This window comes from Rhodococcus sp. 14C212, assembly GCF_011058195.1.
Classification (GTDB): Bacteria; Actinomycetota; Actinomycetes; order Mycobacteriales; family Mycobacteriaceae; genus Rhodococcus; species Rhodococcus aetherivorans.
In genome coordinates this window covers 42,451-60,403 of the sequence record NZ_JAALEH010000003.1, presented here as the reverse complement: position 1 = coordinate 60,403, position 17,953 = coordinate 42,451, and the positions used below count along the sequence as shown (strand labels likewise).

The window sequence follows — 17,953 nt, the reverse complement described above, 5'->3', positions numbered from 1 at the left end:
GGGGTGATTCGTATTGGACACCCGCCGCCCCGGAAACCGATGGTTGATTCATGACAACCCCGACTGCGACGCCGGCTGCCCAGGTCGACGACGACGACTTCCAGGAAATCCTCGCCCAGACCCGCGCGTTCGTGCGTGACGTGGTGGTGCCGCGTGAGCAGGAGATCGCCGACACCAACGCGATTCCGGACGACATCCGCACCGCCGCCAAGGAGATGGGCCTGTTCGGGTACGCCATCCCGCAGGAGTGGGGCGGGCTGGGCCTGAACCTGCGGCAGGACGCCGAACTGGCGATGGAACTGGGCTACACCACGCTGTCGCTGCGGTCGATGTTCGGCACCAACAACGGCATCGCCGGCCAGGTCCTCGTCGGGTTCGGCACCGACGAGCAGAAGGCGCGGTGGCTCGAGAAGATCGCCTCCGGCGAGGTCGTCGCCTCGTTCGCGCTCACCGAGCCCGGCGCCGGCTCGAACCCGGCCGGGCTGCGCACCAAGGCCGTGCGCGACGGCGACGACTGGATTATCACCGGCGAGAAGCGGTTCATCACCAACGCCCCGCTCGCGGACCTGTTCGTCGTCTTCGCCCGCACCCGCCCCGCCGACGCGAACGGCACCGGCATCGCGGTGTTCCTGGTCCCGGCCGACACCGACGGGGTGCAGGTCGGCGCCAAGGACGCCAAGATGGGCCAGGAGGGTGCCTGGACCGCGGACGTGCACTTCGATCAGGTGCGGGTGCCGGCGGCGGCGCTGGTCGGCGGCAGCGAGGACGTCGGCTACAAGGCCGCGATGATCTCCCTGGCCCGCGGCCGGGTGCACATCGCGGCGCTGTCGGTGGGGCAGGCGCAGCGCGCCCTGGACGAGTCGGTGGCGTACGCGGCGACCGCGACGCAGGGCGGCACCGCGATCGGCGACTTCCAGCTGGTGCAGGCGATGCTCGCCGATCAGCAGACCGGGGTGATGGCCGGGCGGGCGCTGGTGCGCGACGCGGCGCGGGCGTGGGTGGCAGGCACCGACCGGCGGATCGCGCCGTCGGTGGCCAAGCTGTTCTGCACCGAGATGGTCGGCAAGGTCGCCGACCTGGCGGTGCAGATCCACGGCGGCACCGGCTACATGCGGGAGGTGCCGGTCGAGCGGATCTACCGGGACGTGCGGCTGCTGCGCCTGTACGAGGGCACCAGCGAGATCCAGCGCCTGATCATCGGCGGCGGACTGGTCAAGCAGGCCCAGCGCGGCTGACCCCGGAACGCGACGAGGGGCGGTGCCTGTCGAAGGCACCGCCCCTGCTCGTCCTTCGTCCGAGCGAATGTATCGCTCACCTCGTCAGACCGACAGTATGGTCCATTCGCTCGGGGACGCGGCTCACTCGGGGACGCGGCAGCAGCCGGGCACCGTCGCGGTACCCGGCTGCCGATTCAGCGTGAGGCCGCGGCCTGCTCGATCCGGGCCCGCAGATCCGTCTTGAGCACCTTGCCCGCCGCGGAGGTGGGCAGTGCGTCCACGAGGACGACCTCGCGAATCTTCTTGTAGGGCAGGACCTGCTCGGCGACGAACGCCATCAGCTCGGCAGGGTCGGGCTGCGCGCCCGGCACCGGCACCACGAAGGCGACCGGTTCCTGCCCGACGTTTCCGGCCTCGCGGCCGACCACCGCCGCCGTCGACACCGCCGGATGGGACACCAGGATCTCCTCGAGCTCACGCGGATACACGTTGTAGCCCTTGTAGATCAGCATGTCCTTGGCGCGGTCGCAGATGTAGAGATAGCCGTCGGCGTCGCGGTAGGCGATGTCGCCGGTGTCGAGCCAGCCGTCCACGTACTGCTGGGCCGTGATCTCGGGATGGCCGAGGTAGCCGTCGGTCACCTGAGGCCCCCGGACCCACAGTTCGCCGCGCTCGCCCTCGCCGAGGACGACGCTCGGATCGTCCTGTGCCCGGATCTCGACCTCGGTGTCGAAGAGGGGCAGGCCCACACTGCCGAGACGATAGGTGGACCCGATGATCAGCGGCATGGCGGTGACCACACACGTGCCCTCGGTCAGGCCGTAGCCCTCGGCCACGCGGGCGTTCGGGAACGCCGCACCGAGCGCCTCGAGCGTGACGTGGTCGATCGGCGCCGCCCCCGACGACACGACCCGCACCGACGTGGTGTCACGGCGTGCGACGTCGGGGTGGGTGGCCAGCGCATGCCACATCGCCGGGCTGCCGGTGATGTAGCTGGCGCGGTGCCGCTCGACGAGCTCGAGCATGCGGGCGGGGTCGAAGCGGCCCGCGAGCACCTGGGTGAGGCCGCACAGCAGCAGGAACGACGTGTTGATCAGCGCGTGGGCATGGAACAGCGGCGACACGACGACGGTGGCGCCCTCGCCGGGGATCACCCCGTGCACGTCGAGACCCTCGATCGGGCGCAACGCGACCAGCCCGTCGCCGGTGGTGACGACCTGGTGGGCGGCCCGCCACCCGCACATCTGGGTCACGTTGGCGACCACGTTGCGGTGCAGCACGCGCACGCCCTTGGAGATGCCGGTGGTACCGCCGGTGTAGGCCAGGTGCGCGACGTCCGTTCCGGCGACCTCCGCCGGCGTGAACGCGGTGGGCTGCCCGACCAGGAACTCGTCGAACCGCACGACCGCCGCGGACGTGGGGGCCACCTCCACCGGCTCGTCGGACACCACCACGATCGTCGCGGCCGTGGTGCCCGCCGCGGCGCCGAGCAGGACACCCAGCTGCTGCGGCTGGGTCACCGCCGCCACGGCACCCGTCTCCTCGATCTGCTTGCGCAGGCCCGGTTCCGGTTGCAGCGGGTTGACCAGCGTCACGGTGGCGCCGGCCCGCAGCGCACCGTAGTAGGCCACGATGAACTCGATGCAGTTGCCCACGTGCATCAGCACCACGTCGCGCGGGGCGACACCGGCGCCCTGCAGGGCGGAGGCGAACTGCGCGGACCGCTCGTCGAGCTCGCGGTACGTGCACACCCGTTCCCCGTCGACGATCGCCGGGCGGTCGCCGTAGAGGGCGGCCATGCTCGGCGCCCACACACCCATCGTCACGTCCGGGTAGGACAGCGACATCGTCGACGGATCCGGCATGTTCATGGTCATCCGTCCCACCTCAGCGCGGGGCCATGCGGATGGCACCGTCGAGGCGGATGGTCTCACCGTTGATGTAGCCGTTCTCGAGGATGTTGGTGGCCAGCCGGCCGAACTCGTCGGGGCGGCCCAGGCGCGCCGGGTTCGGCACGGTCTTCTCGAGCGAGGCACGCACGTCGTCGCGCAGGCGCGCGAGCAGCGGGGTGTCCATGATGCCCGGGGCGATGGTGTTGACGCGGATGTTCTTGCTGGCCAGGTCGCGGGCGGCGACGACGGTCATGCCGACGATGCCGGCCTTGGACGCCGAGTAGTTGATCTGGCCGATCTGTCCCTCGAAGGCGGCGACCGACGCGGTCATGACGATGGCGCCACGCTCGCCGTCGACCGGCTCGAGCGCGGCCATGCGCTCGGCACCGAGACGCAGCGCGTTGAACGAGCCGATCAGGTTCAGCCGGATCACGAACTCGAAGTCCTCGAGCGAACCGGCCTTGCCCTCCTTGTCGAGGACGCGCATCTTCCGGCCGGCGCCGGCGCAGTGCACGAGTCCGCGCAGGCCGCCGCGCTCGTGCGCGACGTCCAGGGCGGCGGCGAACTGCTCGGCGTCGGTGACGTCGGCGGCGGCGAAGGCCGCGCCCTCACCCAGGGAGCTCGCGACGTCGGCACCCGGCGAGCCGGGCAGGTCGATGAGGGTGACGGTGCCGCCGGCGTCGAGGACGCGGCGGGCGGTGGCCAGGCCGAGACCGGAGGCGCCGCCGGTGATCGCGACGGAAAGACCCTTCAGTTCCATATTTTTCGTTCCTTTTCGTGAAATGCGAAGCGGGATGTCAGAGCAGTTCGAGGATGGTGGCGTTCGCCATGCCGCCGGCCTCGCACATCGACTGCAGGCCGTAACGGATGCCGTTGTCGCGCATGTGGTGCACGAGGCGGGTCATGAGGATCGCGCCGGAGCCGCCGAGCGGGTGGCCGACGCCGATGGCGCCACCGAGCGGGTTGAGCCGGTCCATCGCGGCGCCGGTCTCGATCTGCCACGCGAGCGGCACCGGGGCGAACGCCTCGTTGATCTCGAAGGCGCCGATCTCGTCGATGGACAGGCCCGACCGCTTCAGCGCCTTCTCGGTGGCCGCGATGGGACCGGTGAGCATGATGACCGGATCGTCGGCGGCGACGACGACGGTGTGGATGCGGGCCATCGGGGTCCATCCCTGCACCGCGGCGTACTCGCTCGTGGTGATCAGCAGGGCACCGGTGCCGTCGGAGATCTGCGAGGAGTTGCCGGCGTGGATCACGCCGTCCTCCTTGAACACGGTCTTCAGCTTGGCCAGGGACTCGAGGCTGCCTCCGCGGCGGATGCCCTCGTCGGCGCTCAGGCCGGCGATCGGGGCGAGCTGCCCGGCGAAGGCGCCGGCGTCGGTCGCGGCCGCGGACAGCTCGTGTGAGCGCAGCGAGTACTCGTCGAGCGCGGTGCGGGACAGGCCCCACTTCTCGGCCATCATCTCCGCGCCGGTGCCCTGGCTGAAGCCCTCGACACCGAACCGCTCGAGAACCTCGGCCGGGAAGTGCTCGCCGTTCTTGCTCGCGCTGCCCATCGGGACGCGGCTCATCGACTCCACGCCGCCGGCGACGACCACGTCGCTCTGGCCGGAGATCACGGTAGCCGCGGCGAACGAGACGGCCTGCTGGCTCGAGCCGCATGCGCGGTTCACGGTGGTGGCCGGAACCGTCTCGGGCCAGCCGGCGGCGAACACGGCACTGCGTGAGACGATTCCGGCCTGCTCGCCGACCTGGCTCACGCAGCCCCACACGACATCCTCGACCGACGCGGGATCGAGGCCGGTGCGGTCGGCGAGGGCCCCGAGCACGTGCGCCGACAGGTTGGCGGGATGGATCTCGGACAGGGCACCGCCACGGCGCCCGATCGGAGTACGGACGGCATCGACGATCACGGCATCGCGCATGGGGATTCCTAACTGCAGTAGAAGAGCGAAGACGACGACCGGCCGGGTGGTGGTCCTCGATATCGAGTCGATCACGCACCCGGCCGGTGGGGAAAGGACATTCGGTGGATGGCTCCGTTAGGCGGAAGCTATGCCTTCGCGGGGACGTCCGACTCGCCCCGGATGACGGCGCGGTCGCGCTCCGGGTTCGCGAAGACCAGGACGAGGATCGCCGCGACGATGCCGAGTGCACCGATGACCTGGAAGGCGGTCGCGTAGCCCTCGGCCGGGGTGGCCGCGTTGTCGACGAGCACGCCGGTGCCGTAGGGGGCGACCAGGCCGCCGACGGCCATCAGCGCCAGGAACACGCCCATCGTGCCGGCGGTCTGCTGCGGCGGGCACAGCTCCGAGATGGCGGCGTTGATCAGGGGGAAGACGATCGCGCCGAAGCCGTAGCCGATGGACACGGCCGCGACGGCGAGGCCGGGGGTGCCGATGCTGGGCAGGAAGACCAGGACCGAACCGCAGACGAGGACGCCGATGCCGGGAACGATGATCCGCACGACCCGGGAGCGGTAGCCCCGCTGCGCCAGCCGGTCGGTGACGGAACCGGACGTGACCATGAGGATCAGACCGACGATCGACGGCAGGGCGAACATCGAACCGGCCTGCAGGGCGCTGTAGCCGAGGCCCACCTCGAAGTAGGAGGGCAGCCAGGTCAGCACGACGGTGGTGAGCGCGTAGACGACCATGATCAGGACAGCGCAGCTGATGAACGTGCGGGTGAGGAAGATCCTCTTCCACGGCACCGACGGTTCGGTGGATGCGGTGCCGGTGCCCTTCTTCACGGCCGTCGCGGTGAACGGGCCTTCCTTCCAGCCGGTCAGCCACGAGACCATCCACACGGCGCCGAGGATCGACAGGGAGACCAGGGCGGCGCGCCAGCCCCACTCGACCGTGATGTAGGCGAGGATCGGGGCGAGAGCGATCTTGGCGACCGAAGCCGAGCCCGCGAGGAAGGCGCCGGGCAGGCCGCGCTTGGCCGGGGGATGCCAGGAGTACGCGGCGGTGTGCATGAGCGCCGAGCTGGGGCCTTCGGCCAGGCCGAGCAGCATGCGGGTGACGATCAGCATCACCAGGCTCGCCGAGACGACCAGCGGCAGCATGACCACCGACCACATCGCGGCCAGCGCCAGCAGCGCCCACCGCAGGGTGAGGTACTTGTTGAGCGGACCGGCCAGGAAGCCGCCGAGCGTGAAGGTCACGAAGAACAGGGATCCGACGAGGCCGATCTGGGAAGAGGACAGTCCCAGCTCGCGAGCCAGCGGCTGCGCGATGATGCCCAGCACCGCCTTGTCGGCGTAGTTGACGACGTACAGGAAGATCACGAGGCCGGTCATGCCCCACGCCTGCTTGCCGCTGACCAGTGATGACGCCCCCTTGGGCGGGGCGCCGTGCGCTGTGTCGTGCGAGATTTCGCCAGTGGTCACCGGAGTGTCCCCTTAATGGCTCGAAGGGATATATCGATCGGACGGTGCGTCGTCGATCGAAGGAGATGCACCGATCAGGCGCTCGGGATCCATTCAACGTGGTGTAGGTCACTGAGGCAATGTCCCGTCGACGAATCGATCGATCGTCGAAACCTATGGACTTCCGGCCCCCCCACCGCGAGGGCCATTGATCGGCGCTAACCGACCTATAGCCGAACGGTGTTGGCCCTGCGGCCCGCCGGTGCTGCATATTTGGCCGGACAGATTCGCCGGCGCCTCCTGCGCCCGGCGTCCGGCCGGGAGGACAGGCGACATGCACCCCACCGTTTCCATCGACGAGCTCCCCTCGTCCACCGCGCCGTTGGCCGGTGTGCGGGTCATCGAGGTGTCGAGCTTCATCGCCGCCCCTTTGTGCGGCATGACGCTCGCGCAGCTCGGCGCCGAGGTCGTCCGCGTCGACCCGATCGGCGGAGCTGCCGACTACCACCGGTGGCCCGTCACCGAGAGCGGCGAGTCCATCTACTGGGCGGGCCTGAACAAGGGCAAGCGTTCCCTCGCGGCGGATTTCCGGGATCCGAACGCGCACAAGCTGATCCGGGATCTGATCACCGACGCCGGGGTACTCGTCACCAACGCCGCGGGACGCGACTGGCTCGACTACGACGAGCTCGCCACGATCCGTCCCGACCTGATCCACGTGCAGGTCCTGGGCCGTGCGGACGGCGGTTCCGCCGTCGACTACACCGTCAACGCCGCCGCGGGCTTCCCGCTCGCCACCGGCCCCGTCGGCCACGGCGGCCCGGTCAATCACCTGTTGCCGGCGTGGGACGTCGCGTGCGGTCTCTACGCCGCGCTGTCGGTCGCGTCCGCGGTGCACCGCCGCGAGGTCACCGGTGCGGGCGCGAAGATCGTGCTCCCCCTCGAAGACGTCGCCCTCGCCACCGTCGGCAACCTCGGTTACCTCGCCGAGGCCCAGCTCGGCGGGCCCGACCGCGACCGCATCGGCAACGCCGTCTACGGCACCTACGGTCGCGACTTCACCACCTCCGACGGCGCGTCCTTCATGGTCGTCGCGCTGACCCCGCGACACTTCCGCGACCTGACCGAACTGACCGGCACGGCGGCCGCGGTCGACGCGCTCGAATCCGCCCTGGGCGCCGACTTCCGCGACGAGGGCGCCCGCTACCGCCACCGCGAGGTACTCGACGCGTTGTTCGCCGTGTGGTTCCGCGAGCACACCGCCGCCGAGGTGGAGGCCGCACTGGCGAGCACCTCGATCCTGCACGAGCGGTACCGCACCTTCGCCGAGATCGCGAAAGACCCTCGCGTCACCGCCAATCCGATGTTCCAGTACGTCGAGCAGCCCCGCGTCGGCGGGCACCTGGCCCCCAGCCTGCCGATGTCGTTCGACGGCCTCCACCCCGCGCCCCGGCCGGCGCCGGCCAACGGCGACGACACCGCCGCCGTCCTCAGCGAACACCTCGGCCTGACGCCCGAGGAGATCGATCGTCTCGCCACCGACGGGACCGTCGGCGTCCCCGCCGGAACCCTCCCCGCCCTCGAGAAGGACTTCGCCGTATGACCCGCCTCGCCCAGACCCTCGGCCTCACCGAGTTCCAGACCGAGATCCTCGCCACCGTCCGGCAGTTCGTCGACCGGGAGATCATCCCGAACGCGCAGGAACTCGAACACTCGGACACCTACCCGCAGGCCATCGTCGACCAGATGCGGGAGATGGGCCTGTTCGGGCTGATGATCCCCGAGGAGTACGGCGGGCTCGGCGAGTCGCTGCTCACCTACGCCCTGTGCGTCGAGGAACTCGCCCGCGGCTGGATGAGCGTGTCCGGGGTGATCAACACGCACTTCATCGTCGCCTACATGCTGCGCCAGCACGGCACCGACGAGCAGAAGAACTACTACCTGCCGAAGATGGCGACCGGCGAGACCCGAGGCGCCTTCTCGATGTCCGAGCCGGAGCTGGGCTCGGACGTCGCCGCGATCCGCACGAAGGCCAAGCGTGACGCCGACGGCGACTACGTGATCAACGGGCAGAAGATGTGGCTGACCAACGGCGGCAGCTCGACCCTCGTGGCCGCCCTGGTGCGCACCGAGGAGGGTGCCGCCAAGCCGCACGAGAATCTCACCACGTTCCTCGTGGAGAAGCCCGCCGGCTTCGGCGAGGTCGTCCCCGGCCTCACCATCCCCGGCAAGATCGACAAGATGGGCTACAAGGGGATCGACACCACCGAGCTGATCTTCGACAACTACCGCGCGAAGGCGGCCGACGTCCTCGGTGGCACTCCCGGGCGCGGCTTCTACCAGATGATGGACGGCGTCGAGGTCGGCCGCGTCAACGTCTCCGCCCGCGCCTGCGGCGTCGCCATCCGCGCGTTCGAGCTCGCCGCCCGGTATGCGCAGCAGCGCACCACCTTCGGCAAGCCCATCGCGCAGCACCAGGCGATCTCCTTCTCCCTCGCGGAGATGGCGACGAAGGTCGAGGCCGCTCATCTGATGATGGTCAACGCCGCGCGGCTGAAGGACTCCGGCGAGCGCAACGACGTCGCCGCCGGCATGGCGAAGTACCTCACCAGCGAGTACTGCTCGGAGGTCACCCAGGCCAGCTTCCGTATCCACGGCGGCTACGGCTATTCCAAGGAGTACGAGATCGAGCGGCTCATGCGCGAGGCACCGTTCCTGCTCATCGGCGAGGGCACCAGCGAGATCCAGAAGACGATCATCAGCAAGGGCGTACTGCGCAGCTACGCACTCTGATCCGCATCGACCCCATTCGAAGGAGAACCTTTCCGTGCAGCGAACCGTGTTCAACGAGGACCACGAGGCCTTCCGCAAGCTCGTCCGCGACTTCATCGCCAAGGAGGTCGCGCCGGTCCACCACGACTGGGAGATCGAGGGTCATCCCCCGCGCGACTTCTACCGCCGTCTCGGTGAGCTCGGCGTGCTCGGCATCCAGGCACCCGAGGAGTTCGGCGGAGGCGGCGAGAAGTCCATCAAGTTCAACGCCGTCGTCGCCGAGGAGACGGCCGCCGCGGGCGTGTCCTTCGGCAGCTACTCGGTGCACTCCAACCTGATCCTGCCGTACCTGCTCGAGTACGCCTCCGAGGAGCAGAAGCAGCGCTGGCTGCCCGGATTCGCCTCGGGCGACCTGATGTTCGCGATCGCGATGACCGAGCCCGGCACCGGGTCGGACCTGGCGAACATCTCGACGACGGCGAAGCTGTCGGCCGACGGCAGCCATTACGTCGTCAACGGCGCGAAGACCTTCATCACCGGTGGTGCGCTTGCCGACCGCATCCTCGTGGTGTGCCGCACGGCGCCCGCCACGCCGGAGGACCGCCGCGCGGGGCTGAGCATTCTCGTCGTCGACACCACCTCCGAGGGCTTTGCCGTGGGCCGCAAGATCGAGAAGATCGGCCTCAAGGCGTCCGACACCGCCGAGCTGTCGTTCACCGACGTGAAGGTGCCCGTGACGGACCGGCTCGGCGAGGAGGGTGCCGGATTCTCCTACCTGACGCACAATCTCGCGCAGGAGCGGCTGACCATCGCGTTCGGCGCGTCGGCATCCTCGGCCGCGGCGCTGTCGCACGCGATCGCGTACGTCAAGGACCGCAAGGTGTTCGGCAAACCGGTCGCGTCGTTCCAGAACACCAAGTTCGTCCTCGCCGAGTGCGCCACCGAGGTCGAGGCGATCCGGCTCATGGTCGACCGTGCCCTCGACCTGCACGACGCCGGCGAACTGACCGTCGCGGACGCGGCGAAGGCCAAGCTGTTCTGCACTGAGGCCGCCGGCCGGGTCATCGACAAGTGCCTGCAGCTGCACGGCGGCTACGGCTACATCACCGAGTACCCGATCGCGCGGCTCTACGCCGACACCCGCGTCAGCCGCATCTACGGCGGCACCAGCGAGGTCATGAAGACGATCATCGCCAAGGATCTCGGCCTCTGACGCCACGCACACCGGATCCGTGCAGTGAACCGGAATCCGCCCACGTCACGGCGTGGGCGGATTCCGATGTTCCGAGCGAATTCAGCTGTGCGACGCAGCTACTCGACGTCCGTGGCCACCGGGACCCGGCCCAGCACGGCCTTGGTCGCCGTGACCAGCTGCTCGAGCCAGGCGTCCGTGCCGACCGCGCGGCGCAGCGGCTCGTTCGGCAGCTCGATGCTCACCGGCAGCCCCTCCGGCAGGGTGGACCAGATCGCCGGCAGGTCGATGCCCCCCGAACCCGGCACCAGGCGTTCCTCGCGGGCGTGCCGGATCAGCTCCGCGTGATCGCGCGGGGCCGGGGTGGAGCCGTCGCACATCTGGGCATAGTGCAGCCACTCGCGCGGAATCGCGGCCAGGTCCTCGAGGGCCGTCGCCGAGCGCGCGACGTGCAGCGCGTCGACGAGGACGCTGCGGGCCGGTCCGTCGGCCTGCCCGACGATCTCCACCGCGGCCTTCGCATCGGGAACCGCTGTCCACGGCATGAATTCGAGGCTCGCGACGATGCCGTAGGAGGCGCACAGCTCCGCCAGCCGCGCGTAGGAGTCGGTGAGACGGGCTCGGTCGGGGTCGTCGCCGCCGACCAGGACGGCCCGCGCCCCGAGCTGCGCCCCCGCCTCGAGCAGCGGAGCGTAGTCGGACGGATCGAAATCGGGACCGAGACGGATGATCTCGAGATCGAACACCTCGACCGGGGAATCGGCGAGACGGCGGACGAGCGCGGAGAGCGCGGCGTCGTCCTCATGCAGCGGGTAGGCCGTGGTGCCGGGTGCCGCGGGCAGCAGACGCAGTCCGATCGTGTCGAATCCGTGCCGTTCGGCGAGGTCGACGTGCTGCAGCGGCGGTGTGTCGAGGACGGTGAGGGCGGCGAGGCCGAGCGGGGTGCTCATCGGGTGGCTCCTGTGGTCGAGGCGAGGCGGCGTCCGGTCAGGTACCCGAAGGTCATGGCCGGACCCAGATTGATTCCGCCGGAGGGATAATGGCCGCCCATCACGCTGGACTGGTCGACGCCGACCGCGAACAGCCCGTCGATCGGCCGGTCGTCGCCGTTCAGCACCCGGGACGACGAGTCGGTGACCAGGCCGGCGAACGTGCCGAAACTGCCGGGGACGACCTTGACCGCGTAGAAGGGTCCGCGCTCGAGCGGTGCGAGGGACGGGTTGGGCCACGGGTTGTCCGCGTCGCCGGACTTGACGTTGAACGGTGTGGTGCCGCGGCCGAATTCGGGATCCTCCCCGAGGCGTGCGCTCTCGTTGAACGCGGTGACGGTCTTCTCGAGCCCGTCCGGGTCGACGCCGATCCGCTCCGCGAGTTCGCGGATCGTCCGGCCCTTCGAGAGGTATCCGGATCGCAGGTAGGGCCACGTCGGGATCGGGAAGGGCTTGGCCATACCGAGCGGGAAGTACCGCAGGTACTGCTGGTCGGCGATCAGCCAGGAGCAGACCTCCTCGCCGTCCGGCACCTGTTCGACCATTGCCAGTGTGTAGTCGTGATATCCGAGCGCCTCGTTGACGAAACGGCGCCCGTCGGCCAGCACCCCGATGACCCCGGGCTTTCCGCGGTCCAGGATGTGCGGGAACACGCCTTGCCTGCCGTTGCGGTACCGGACGAGGGAGACGGGACAGTAGGCCACCGGCGAGGCGAGCGAGCGGTCGAGGCGGCCACCGACGGATTCGCCCAGCGAGATGCCGTCACCGGTCGTCGTCGACGGCGTGAGCGTCCAGTGTTCGCGTCCGGTCGGGGTGCGGGGGAACAGCTCTCGCCGCCGGTCGATGTCGCGGGTGAACCCGCCGGTCGCGAGGACGACACCCCGGCGGGCGGACACCGTGTAGGCGCCGTCGGGGCCCTCGAGCCGGACACCGATGACACGGCCGGACGGGTCGGTGACGAGTGCGGTGGCGGCGGTGGCGACGCGGATGTCGGCGCCGGCATCGAGTGCGGAGCGCAGCAGCCGGCCCACGAGCGCCGTCCCGTTGACCAGTTGCTGGCCCCGACGCCTGGTGGCGAGGTCGAACATGTGGGTCGAGACCCGGCGCGCGCAGTGCAGGAACGCCCGGCCCGAGCGGGTCGAGTGCAGGAACGCCTGCAGGTCCGGGCCGGCCATGATGCCCATGCCGAGGAACGAGGTCTCGTACAGTTGCCGCCGCAGCAGCCCGGCGACGTCGGGTCCGAGGCGGCGCAGGCTCACGGGCTTCGGCGCGACGGAGCGGTGGCCCGTGCCCGCGCCGGGGGTGTCACCGTGGATGTCGGCGATGGCGGCGCCGGGGACGAACTGCAGCGCCGTGTGACGTTCGAAGAACTCGACCATCTCGGGGGCGCCGTCGAGGAGCGCGTCCACCTTGGCGGCATCGAAGTGCTCCCCGAGCCGGTGCTCGAGGTAGCGGCGCGGCTGGGCCCGGTCCTCGTGCACCCCATCGGCGTGGGCGAACAGGTTGCGCGGCGCCCACATCCACCCGCCCGACCAGGCGGTGGCGCCGCCGCACACGTCCGCCTTCTCGACGACGAGCACGGAGGCGCCCCCGTGGGCGGCAGCCACGGCCGTGGACAGCCCGCCCGCACCGGACCCGACGACGACCACGTCGTAGGTGAGGGATTCGGACACTGTGTCGGGGGTCATCGGAGCTCCTTGCCGGACGAGACGAGGGTGGGTGCGGGCGCGAGTTCGACGACCCTGCCGGTGCGGGAGGATTCGTAGATCGCGGCGACGACGGCCAGGGAGGCGCGGGCGTCCCGTCCGGTCACCGCGGGTCGGCGGCCGGTCAGCACGGACTCGGCGAAGTCCTGGACCTGGAGGGTGTGGAAGTCGGTGAGCCCGGCGTTGATGTCCCGGACGTCGAGGTTGGCGTCGACATCGGGGGAATACGGCGTTCGCAGCTCCACCTCGCCCGGCGCGGTCCACAGCTCGTTGACGCCCTCACGCCCCTCGGGGAACTCGAGGACGCTCGCGATCGCCCCGGTTGCGCCGATCACTGTGACGCGGTTGCCGAGGTTGTGGTTGGCGCCGGTGGTGGCGGTGATCGTCGCGGTGCCACCGGAGGCGAACGAGACGACGGCCGAGGCGCTGTCCTCGGTTTCGATGTGCTCGCCGTGGAAGCGGGTGCCGACGAACCCGCCGACGCGGACCGGCGCGCCCATGAACCACTGCAGCATGTCGATCTGGTGTACGGCCTGCGTCATGAGGACGCCCCCGCCGTCGCTGTCCCACCGCCCGCGCCACGCGTCGGCCGAGTAGTAGGTCGACGGGCGGTGCAGGATCACCGACACCTCCCCGAGGACGGGAACGCCGAGGCGGCCGTCCTCGATCGCCGCCTTGATGCGGCGCGCCGCGGGCCAGAATCGGCGCTGGAACAACACCCCGAAGGTGATGCCTGCGCGGTCGGCGGCCGCGATCATCCGGTCGGCTGCGACCACGTCCACCGCGATCGGCTTCTCGCACAGCACGTGGATCCCGGCCTCGGCGGCGGCGAGAACGATCTGTTCGTGCACGGGGTGCGGTGTGCAGACGGTGCAGGCGTCGAGGCCGAGAGCGAACAACTCCGCCACCGATCCGACGGCGTGGGCGATGCCGTGCCGGGCGGCGAAGGCGCGAGCGCGCTCCAGGTCGGGGTCGCAGCACGCGACGACGTCGACGCCGGGCACCTGCTGCAGCGCGTGCGCATGGTTGCCCGCGATCCTTCCGCATCCGACGATGCCTGCGCGAAGGGGCATCACAAGTGTTCCTCTCGTTCGACGTCCCGGGCTGCGGCTTCGCCGCGGTCGAGACGGTTCAGCGCGGCGACGTCCGCCGCCGTGAGTTCCACGTCGACGGCGGCCAGATTCTCGGCCTGGCGTGCCGGGTTCGCCGACCGCGTGACCGGCACGACGCCCTGCGCGAGGTGCCAGGCCAGCACGACCTGCGCGCGCGTGCAGCCGACGCGGTCCGCGATCGAGGCGACGACGGGGGCGCCCAGCACCTCGCCGCGACCGAGCGGGCTCCACGACTGGGTGAACACCCCCAGCTCGTCGTTCGCGCGGCGGACGGGCAGACGGGCCAGCGACGGGTCCATCTGGATCTGGTTGACGGCGGGAGCCTCCCCGGTCTCGGCCACCACCTTGCGCAGATGGTGGCCGAGGAAGTTGGAGACCCCCACGTAGCGGACGAGCCCGGCGTCGCGGCACTCGAGCATGGCCTCGAACGCCGCGGCGTACCGGTCGAACCGCGGCAGCGGCCAGTGGATGAGGAACAGGTCGAGCCGCTCGAGGCCGAGGCGCTCGAGGCTCCGCTCCACGGCACCGCGAACGTCGCCGGACACATGGTCGCTGCCGCGGAGTTTGGTGGTGACGAACAGGTCGTCGCGGGGCACGCCGCAGGTGGCGAGGGCGGCGCCGACGGCGTCCTCGTTCCCGTAGATCGCGGCCGTGTCGATCAGCCGGTATCCGGCCTCGATGCCGGCGAGCACGGCGCGCGTGGCGTCGAGCCCGACGAGGGGCCAGGTGCCCAGGCCGAGGCGCGGCAGCGCGGTGCGCACGGAGTCCGCCGCCGGCGCGGTGGTCTCCGGGTTCATGCGTCGGCCCCCACGCGCGAATCGGCGGCCGCGGTGATCCGGACGGCGACGTCGGCGGCGGTGACGAGCGCGGCATGAAGGGAGCCGCCGTCGCCGCTCGCGTCCCCGACGCAGTGGACGCCGAGCCGCGGCGCGAGCCGCCGCAGATCGGTCAGCAGGTCGGCGCGTGGTTCGATGCCGTGCGAGACGAGCAGTTCCCCGGGCGCGGGCACGGTGCGCTGTTGCCCCTCCGTCGAGATGACCACCCGGTCGGCCTCGATGTGCGTGACGACGGACGACAGGTACGCGGTGAGGTTCTCGCTCGCCGCCAGCCGGGGCAGCAGGACGATCTTGCCGCGGCGGCCGACGTCGTGCGCGATCGTCTCCTGCGGACCGATCATCACGACCTTCGTGCCGTGCCGGAGCAGGTCGTCGGCCACCGCCGCGGCCTCCCGGTCGGCACCGAAGATCGTGATCGACTCGGGCGCGGGGTCTCCGGAGGCGAGGAACTCCCGCACGTCGCGGATCCGTCGCGTGCCGGCGCCGGGAAGGTCGATCGCCGGTCCGCACCCGCCGGTCGCGAGGACGATCGCGTCGAAGTCGAGCGGGGCCAGCGTGGCGGCATCGACTCTCGTACCGGTGTGGCAGGTGACGTTCAGGTCCGCGAGTTCGTCGCGGTACCAGTCGACGATCCGGTGGTATTCCGGGTACTCGTGCAGCCGGGAGGCCAACGCGAAATCGCCGCCCAGACTGCCGCGTTCGTCGTACAGGTCGACGCTGTGGCCCGCCAGGGCCAGGTCGCGCGCGGCCGCGATGCCGGCCGGTCCGCCGCCCACGACGGCGACGCGCACCGCGGTCCCGGCCGGCTTCGAGGGCTGCTCGAGTTCGCGACCGACCCAGGGGTTGACCGAACACGGAATCGGCCCGGCCGCCAGGCTGTCGATGCAGTAGTTGCAGGCGATGCAGGGCCGGTACCGGCCCCCGTCGAGGGCGCGGTTCGGGAAATCCGGGTCGGCGTGCAGGGTCCGGGCCATGCTCACGAAGTCGGCCCGGCCGGAGGCGATGATCTGCTCCGCCGTCTCGGGTGAGCTGATCCGGCCGGCGACGCCCACCGGGATGTCGAAGTCGCGGGCATACGGTTCGGCGTACGGGGCGAGCAGACCGCGCTGCCACTCCCCCGGCTGGATGATCCACTGCCCCGACTCGTAGTTGCCCGCCGAGACGTCGAGGAAGTCCAGCCGGTGCGTGTCGATCGCGTCGATGCGCTCGCGGGTCGTCTCCGCGTCGAGCCCCCCGTCGACCGCCTCGAAGGCCGAGAAACGCAGTCCCAGCGTGATACCCGGCGCCATGGTGCGGACCGCGTCGATGACCCGGTTGAGGAACAGCGTCGGCTCGGCCCACTCGTCGTCGCGGTGGTTGTATGCGGGCGAGAGGAACTGGTGGATGAGATAACCGTGCCCGCCGTGCAGGGAGATCACGTCGACGCCGGCCTCCGCGCAACGAGCCGCGGCCGCACCGAAGCACTCGACGAGGTGCTCGATGTCGTCGCTGTCGAGCTGCTCGGGCATCTCGCCGCCGACGACCGCGCACGGGATCGGGGTGGGGGCGACGGGGACGAATCCGCTCACCGCGCCCTGCGCGGTGCGACCACCGTGGTTGAGTTCGACACCGACGAGCGCGCCGTGGGCGTGCACCGCCTCCGCCATTCGGGCGATGCCGGGGATGCGTTCGTCGACGTCCACACCCATCTGGCGGATGCGGCCCTTACCGTCGGCCCGCACGTAGCTCGCCTCGGTGAAGACGAGCGCGGCGCCTCCGGCGGCACGTCGCTCGAGGTAGGCGATGTAGCGGTCGGTCATCGTGCCGTCGAGCTCGCAGTAGTTGCGTTCCATGGGCGCGGACACGAAGCGGTTGCGCAAGCGGACCGAACCCATGTCCAGCGGCCGGGCGAAGGACGCGGTGGTGTTCATTCCATCTCCTGGTGGGCATCGGAACGTCCGGCCGGCGCGCGGTCCACCGGCGCGGCCACGAGAACCCGGTCCGAGATCAGCTCGTCGAGGTGCGCCCGCATGCGGTCGACGTCGGGACGGATCCCGGTCAGCAGCGCGAACGTGTCGGCGGCCTGAGCGACGAGCATCTGCCCGCCGTCGAGCACGTCGCAGCCGAGAGCCGCTGCGGCCGCGATCAGTTCGGTTCGGATCGGCCGGTAGACGATGTCCGCGACCCACAGGCCGGGGTGCAGGGCGCCGGTGTCGAACGGCGTTCCGGGGTGGCCGACCATGCCGATCGGCGAGGCGTTGACCACCCCGGCGCACGTGCGCAGGGCGGCGGGGATCGCGTCCGCCGGCAGAGCCGTGGCGCGTGTCGCGGGGAAGGCGGCGGACAGTCGTGCGCAGACGTCCGCGGCGCGGGCGGCGTCCACGTCGGCGATCCGCAGGTCCGCCACACCCGCGGCGGCGAGCGCGTAGGCCACCGCCGAGCCCGCACCGCCCGCACCGACCAGTAGGACCGCATCCAGGGCGGCATCGGGCAACCCGCGGCGCAGCGCCGTGAGGAATCCGCTGTGGTCCGTGTTGTGGCCGATCAGGCGCCCGTCCCGGACGACGACGGTGTTGACCGCGCCGAGCAGGCGGGCGTTGTCGGACAGGCCGTCGAGGGCCGGGACGACGACCTGCTTGCACGGGTGGGTGATGTTCAGGCCGGTGCAGCCGCCGGCGACGACGGAGCGCACCAGATCGCCGGTGCGTTCGACGGGAACGTTCCCCGCCTCGAGGTCGAGCAGTTCGTAGCGGTAGTCGCTCAGACCGAGTGCGGCGGCCTCACGCTCGTGGAGGGCCGGCGACAGGGACGAGGCGATGCCTGCCCCCACGAGCCGGATGCGGTGGCGGGCGGTGGACGGGGTCACGGTTACTCCTACGGGG

General features: G+C 70.7%; 14 protein-coding genes. 4 read left to right on the top strand and 10 right to left on the bottom strand.

Annotated features, from left to right (window positions below):
- The first annotated feature begins 50 nt into the window (after window positions 1–50).
- On the top strand, window positions 51–1,235 hold the full coding sequence (locus G6038_RS02385; RefSeq protein ID WP_165035742.1) for an acyl-CoA dehydrogenase family protein: 1,185 nt from the start codon (window positions 51–53) through the stop codon (window positions 1,233–1,235).
- Between the two features lie 176 nt (window positions 1,236–1,411).
- Here G6038_RS02385 and G6038_RS02380 read toward each other — a convergent pair whose 3' ends face one another.
- The 4 genes from G6038_RS02380 to G6038_RS02365 form a co-directional block, all read right to left on the bottom strand.
- Window positions 1,412–3,094 (bottom strand): AMP-binding protein, encoded by a 1,683-nt coding sequence (locus tag G6038_RS02380; protein ID WP_165035741.1) that lies wholly within the window; start codon window positions 3,092–3,094, stop codon window positions 1,412–1,414.
- Between the two features lie 10 nt (window positions 3,095–3,104).
- Entirely contained in the window at window positions 3,105–3,869 is a 765-nt protein-coding gene (locus G6038_RS02375) for an SDR family NAD(P)-dependent oxidoreductase (protein WP_165035740.1), read from the bottom strand.
- A gap of 37 nt (window positions 3,870–3,906) precedes the next feature.
- On the bottom strand, window positions 3,907–5,037 hold the full coding sequence (locus G6038_RS02370; RefSeq protein WP_165035739.1) for an acetyl-CoA C-acyltransferase: 1,131 nt from the start codon (window positions 5,035–5,037) through the stop codon (window positions 3,907–3,909).
- A gap of 128 nt (window positions 5,038–5,165) precedes the next feature.
- Window positions 5,166–6,506 carry an MFS transporter gene (locus tag G6038_RS02365; protein ID WP_165035738.1) on the bottom strand — a complete coding sequence of 447 codons (1,341 nt, stop codon included), beginning with the start codon at window positions 6,504–6,506 and terminating at the stop codon, window positions 5,166–5,168.
- A gap of 313 nt (window positions 6,507–6,819) precedes the next feature.
- Between G6038_RS02365 and G6038_RS02360 the strand changes: the two genes are divergently transcribed.
- From G6038_RS02360 to G6038_RS02350, 3 genes are read left to right on the top strand one after another with little or no spacing between them, the layout of a single operon-like run.
- A complete protein-coding gene (locus tag G6038_RS02360) occupies window positions 6,820–8,088 on the top strand; it encodes a CoA transferase (RefSeq protein ID WP_165035737.1) in 1,269 nt (422 codons plus the stop codon).
- Window positions 8,085–9,278, top strand: a complete 1,194-nt coding sequence (locus tag G6038_RS02355) for an acyl-CoA dehydrogenase family protein (RefSeq protein WP_165035736.1) — start codon at window positions 8,085–8,087, stop codon at window positions 9,276–9,278. Before G6038_RS02360 ends, G6038_RS02355 begins: the two co-directional genes overlap by 4 nt.
- A 34-nt stretch (window positions 9,279–9,312) precedes the next feature.
- Complete coding sequence (locus tag G6038_RS02350) at window positions 9,313–10,470, top strand: acyl-CoA dehydrogenase family protein (RefSeq protein WP_165035735.1); 1,158 nt, start codon at window positions 9,313–9,315, stop codon at window positions 10,468–10,470.
- Window positions 10,471–10,568: 98 nt separating this feature from the next.
- On the opposite strand, the gene G6038_RS02345 is transcribed toward G6038_RS02350, so the two are convergent.
- Genes G6038_RS02345 through G6038_RS02320 form a run of 6 tightly spaced genes read right to left on the bottom strand, consistent with a single transcriptional unit; the run spans window position 10,569 to window position 17,937 of the window.
- Window positions 10,569–11,399 (bottom strand): TIM barrel protein, encoded by an 831-nt coding sequence (locus tag G6038_RS02345; protein WP_165035734.1) that lies wholly within the window; start codon window positions 11,397–11,399, stop codon window positions 10,569–10,571.
- A complete protein-coding gene (locus G6038_RS02340; protein WP_165035733.1) occupies window positions 11,396–13,126 on the bottom strand; it encodes an FAD-dependent oxidoreductase in 1,731 nt (576 codons plus the stop codon). The genes G6038_RS02345 and G6038_RS02340 overlap by 4 nt, the downstream gene beginning before the upstream one ends.
- Window positions 13,123–14,217, bottom strand: a complete 1,095-nt coding sequence (locus G6038_RS02335; protein ID WP_165035732.1) for a Gfo/Idh/MocA family oxidoreductase — start codon at window positions 14,215–14,217, stop codon at window positions 13,123–13,125. Before G6038_RS02335 ends, G6038_RS02340 begins: the two co-directional genes overlap by 4 nt.
- Window positions 14,217–15,053 carry an aldo/keto reductase gene (locus tag G6038_RS02330; protein ID WP_165035731.1) on the bottom strand — a complete coding sequence of 279 codons (837 nt, stop codon included), beginning with the start codon at window positions 15,051–15,053 and terminating at the stop codon, window positions 14,217–14,219. Before G6038_RS02330 ends, G6038_RS02335 begins: the two co-directional genes overlap by 1 nt.
- Complete coding sequence (locus G6038_RS02325) at window positions 15,050–17,002, bottom strand: FAD-dependent oxidoreductase (protein WP_165035730.1); 1,953 nt, start codon at window positions 17,000–17,002, stop codon at window positions 15,050–15,052. The genes G6038_RS02330 and G6038_RS02325 overlap by 4 nt, the downstream gene beginning before the upstream one ends.
- Window positions 16,999–17,937, bottom strand: coding sequence for a shikimate dehydrogenase (locus tag G6038_RS02320; protein ID WP_165035729.1), 939 nt, complete (start codon window positions 17,935–17,937; stop codon window positions 16,999–17,001). The genes G6038_RS02325 and G6038_RS02320 overlap by 4 nt, the downstream gene beginning before the upstream one ends.
- Window positions 17,938–17,953: the final 16 nt, after the last annotated feature.

What these genes read in the sequence shown, in the direction of transcription:
- G6038_RS02385 (WP_165035742.1), top strand. Translation starts at nt 51, where the DNA reads ATGACAACCCCGACTGCGACGCCGGCTGCCCAGGTCGACGACGACGAC.
- G6038_RS02380 (WP_165035741.1), bottom strand. Translation starts at nt 3,094, where the DNA reads ATGACCATGAACATGCCGGATCCGTCGACGATGTCGCTGTCCTACCCG.
- G6038_RS02375 (WP_165035740.1), bottom strand. Translation starts at nt 3,869, where the DNA reads ATGGAACTGAAGGGTCTTTCCGTCGCGATCACCGGCGGCGCCTCCGGT.
- G6038_RS02370 (WP_165035739.1), bottom strand. Translation starts at nt 5,037, where the DNA reads ATGCGCGATGCCGTGATCGTCGATGCCGTCCGTACTCCGATCGGGCGC.
- G6038_RS02360 (WP_165035737.1), top strand. Translation starts at nt 6,820, where the DNA reads ATGCACCCCACCGTTTCCATCGACGAGCTCCCCTCGTCCACCGCGCCG.
- G6038_RS02355 (WP_165035736.1), top strand. Translation starts at nt 8,085, where the DNA reads ATGACCCGCCTCGCCCAGACCCTCGGCCTCACCGAGTTCCAGACCGAG.
- G6038_RS02345 (WP_165035734.1), bottom strand. Translation starts at nt 11,399, where the DNA reads ATGAGCACCCCGCTCGGCCTCGCCGCCCTCACCGTCCTCGACACACCG.
- G6038_RS02340 (WP_165035733.1), bottom strand. Translation starts at nt 13,126, where the DNA reads ATGACCCCCGACACAGTGTCCGAATCCCTCACCTACGACGTGGTCGTC.
- G6038_RS02335 (WP_165035732.1), bottom strand. Translation starts at nt 14,217, where the DNA reads ATGCCCCTTCGCGCAGGCATCGTCGGATGCGGAAGGATCGCGGGCAAC.
- G6038_RS02330 (WP_165035731.1), bottom strand. Translation starts at nt 15,053, where the DNA reads ATGAACCCGGAGACCACCGCGCCGGCGGCGGACTCCGTGCGCACCGCG.
- G6038_RS02325 (WP_165035730.1), bottom strand. Translation starts at nt 17,002, where the DNA reads ATGAACACCACCGCGTCCTTCGCCCGGCCGCTGGACATGGGTTCGGTC.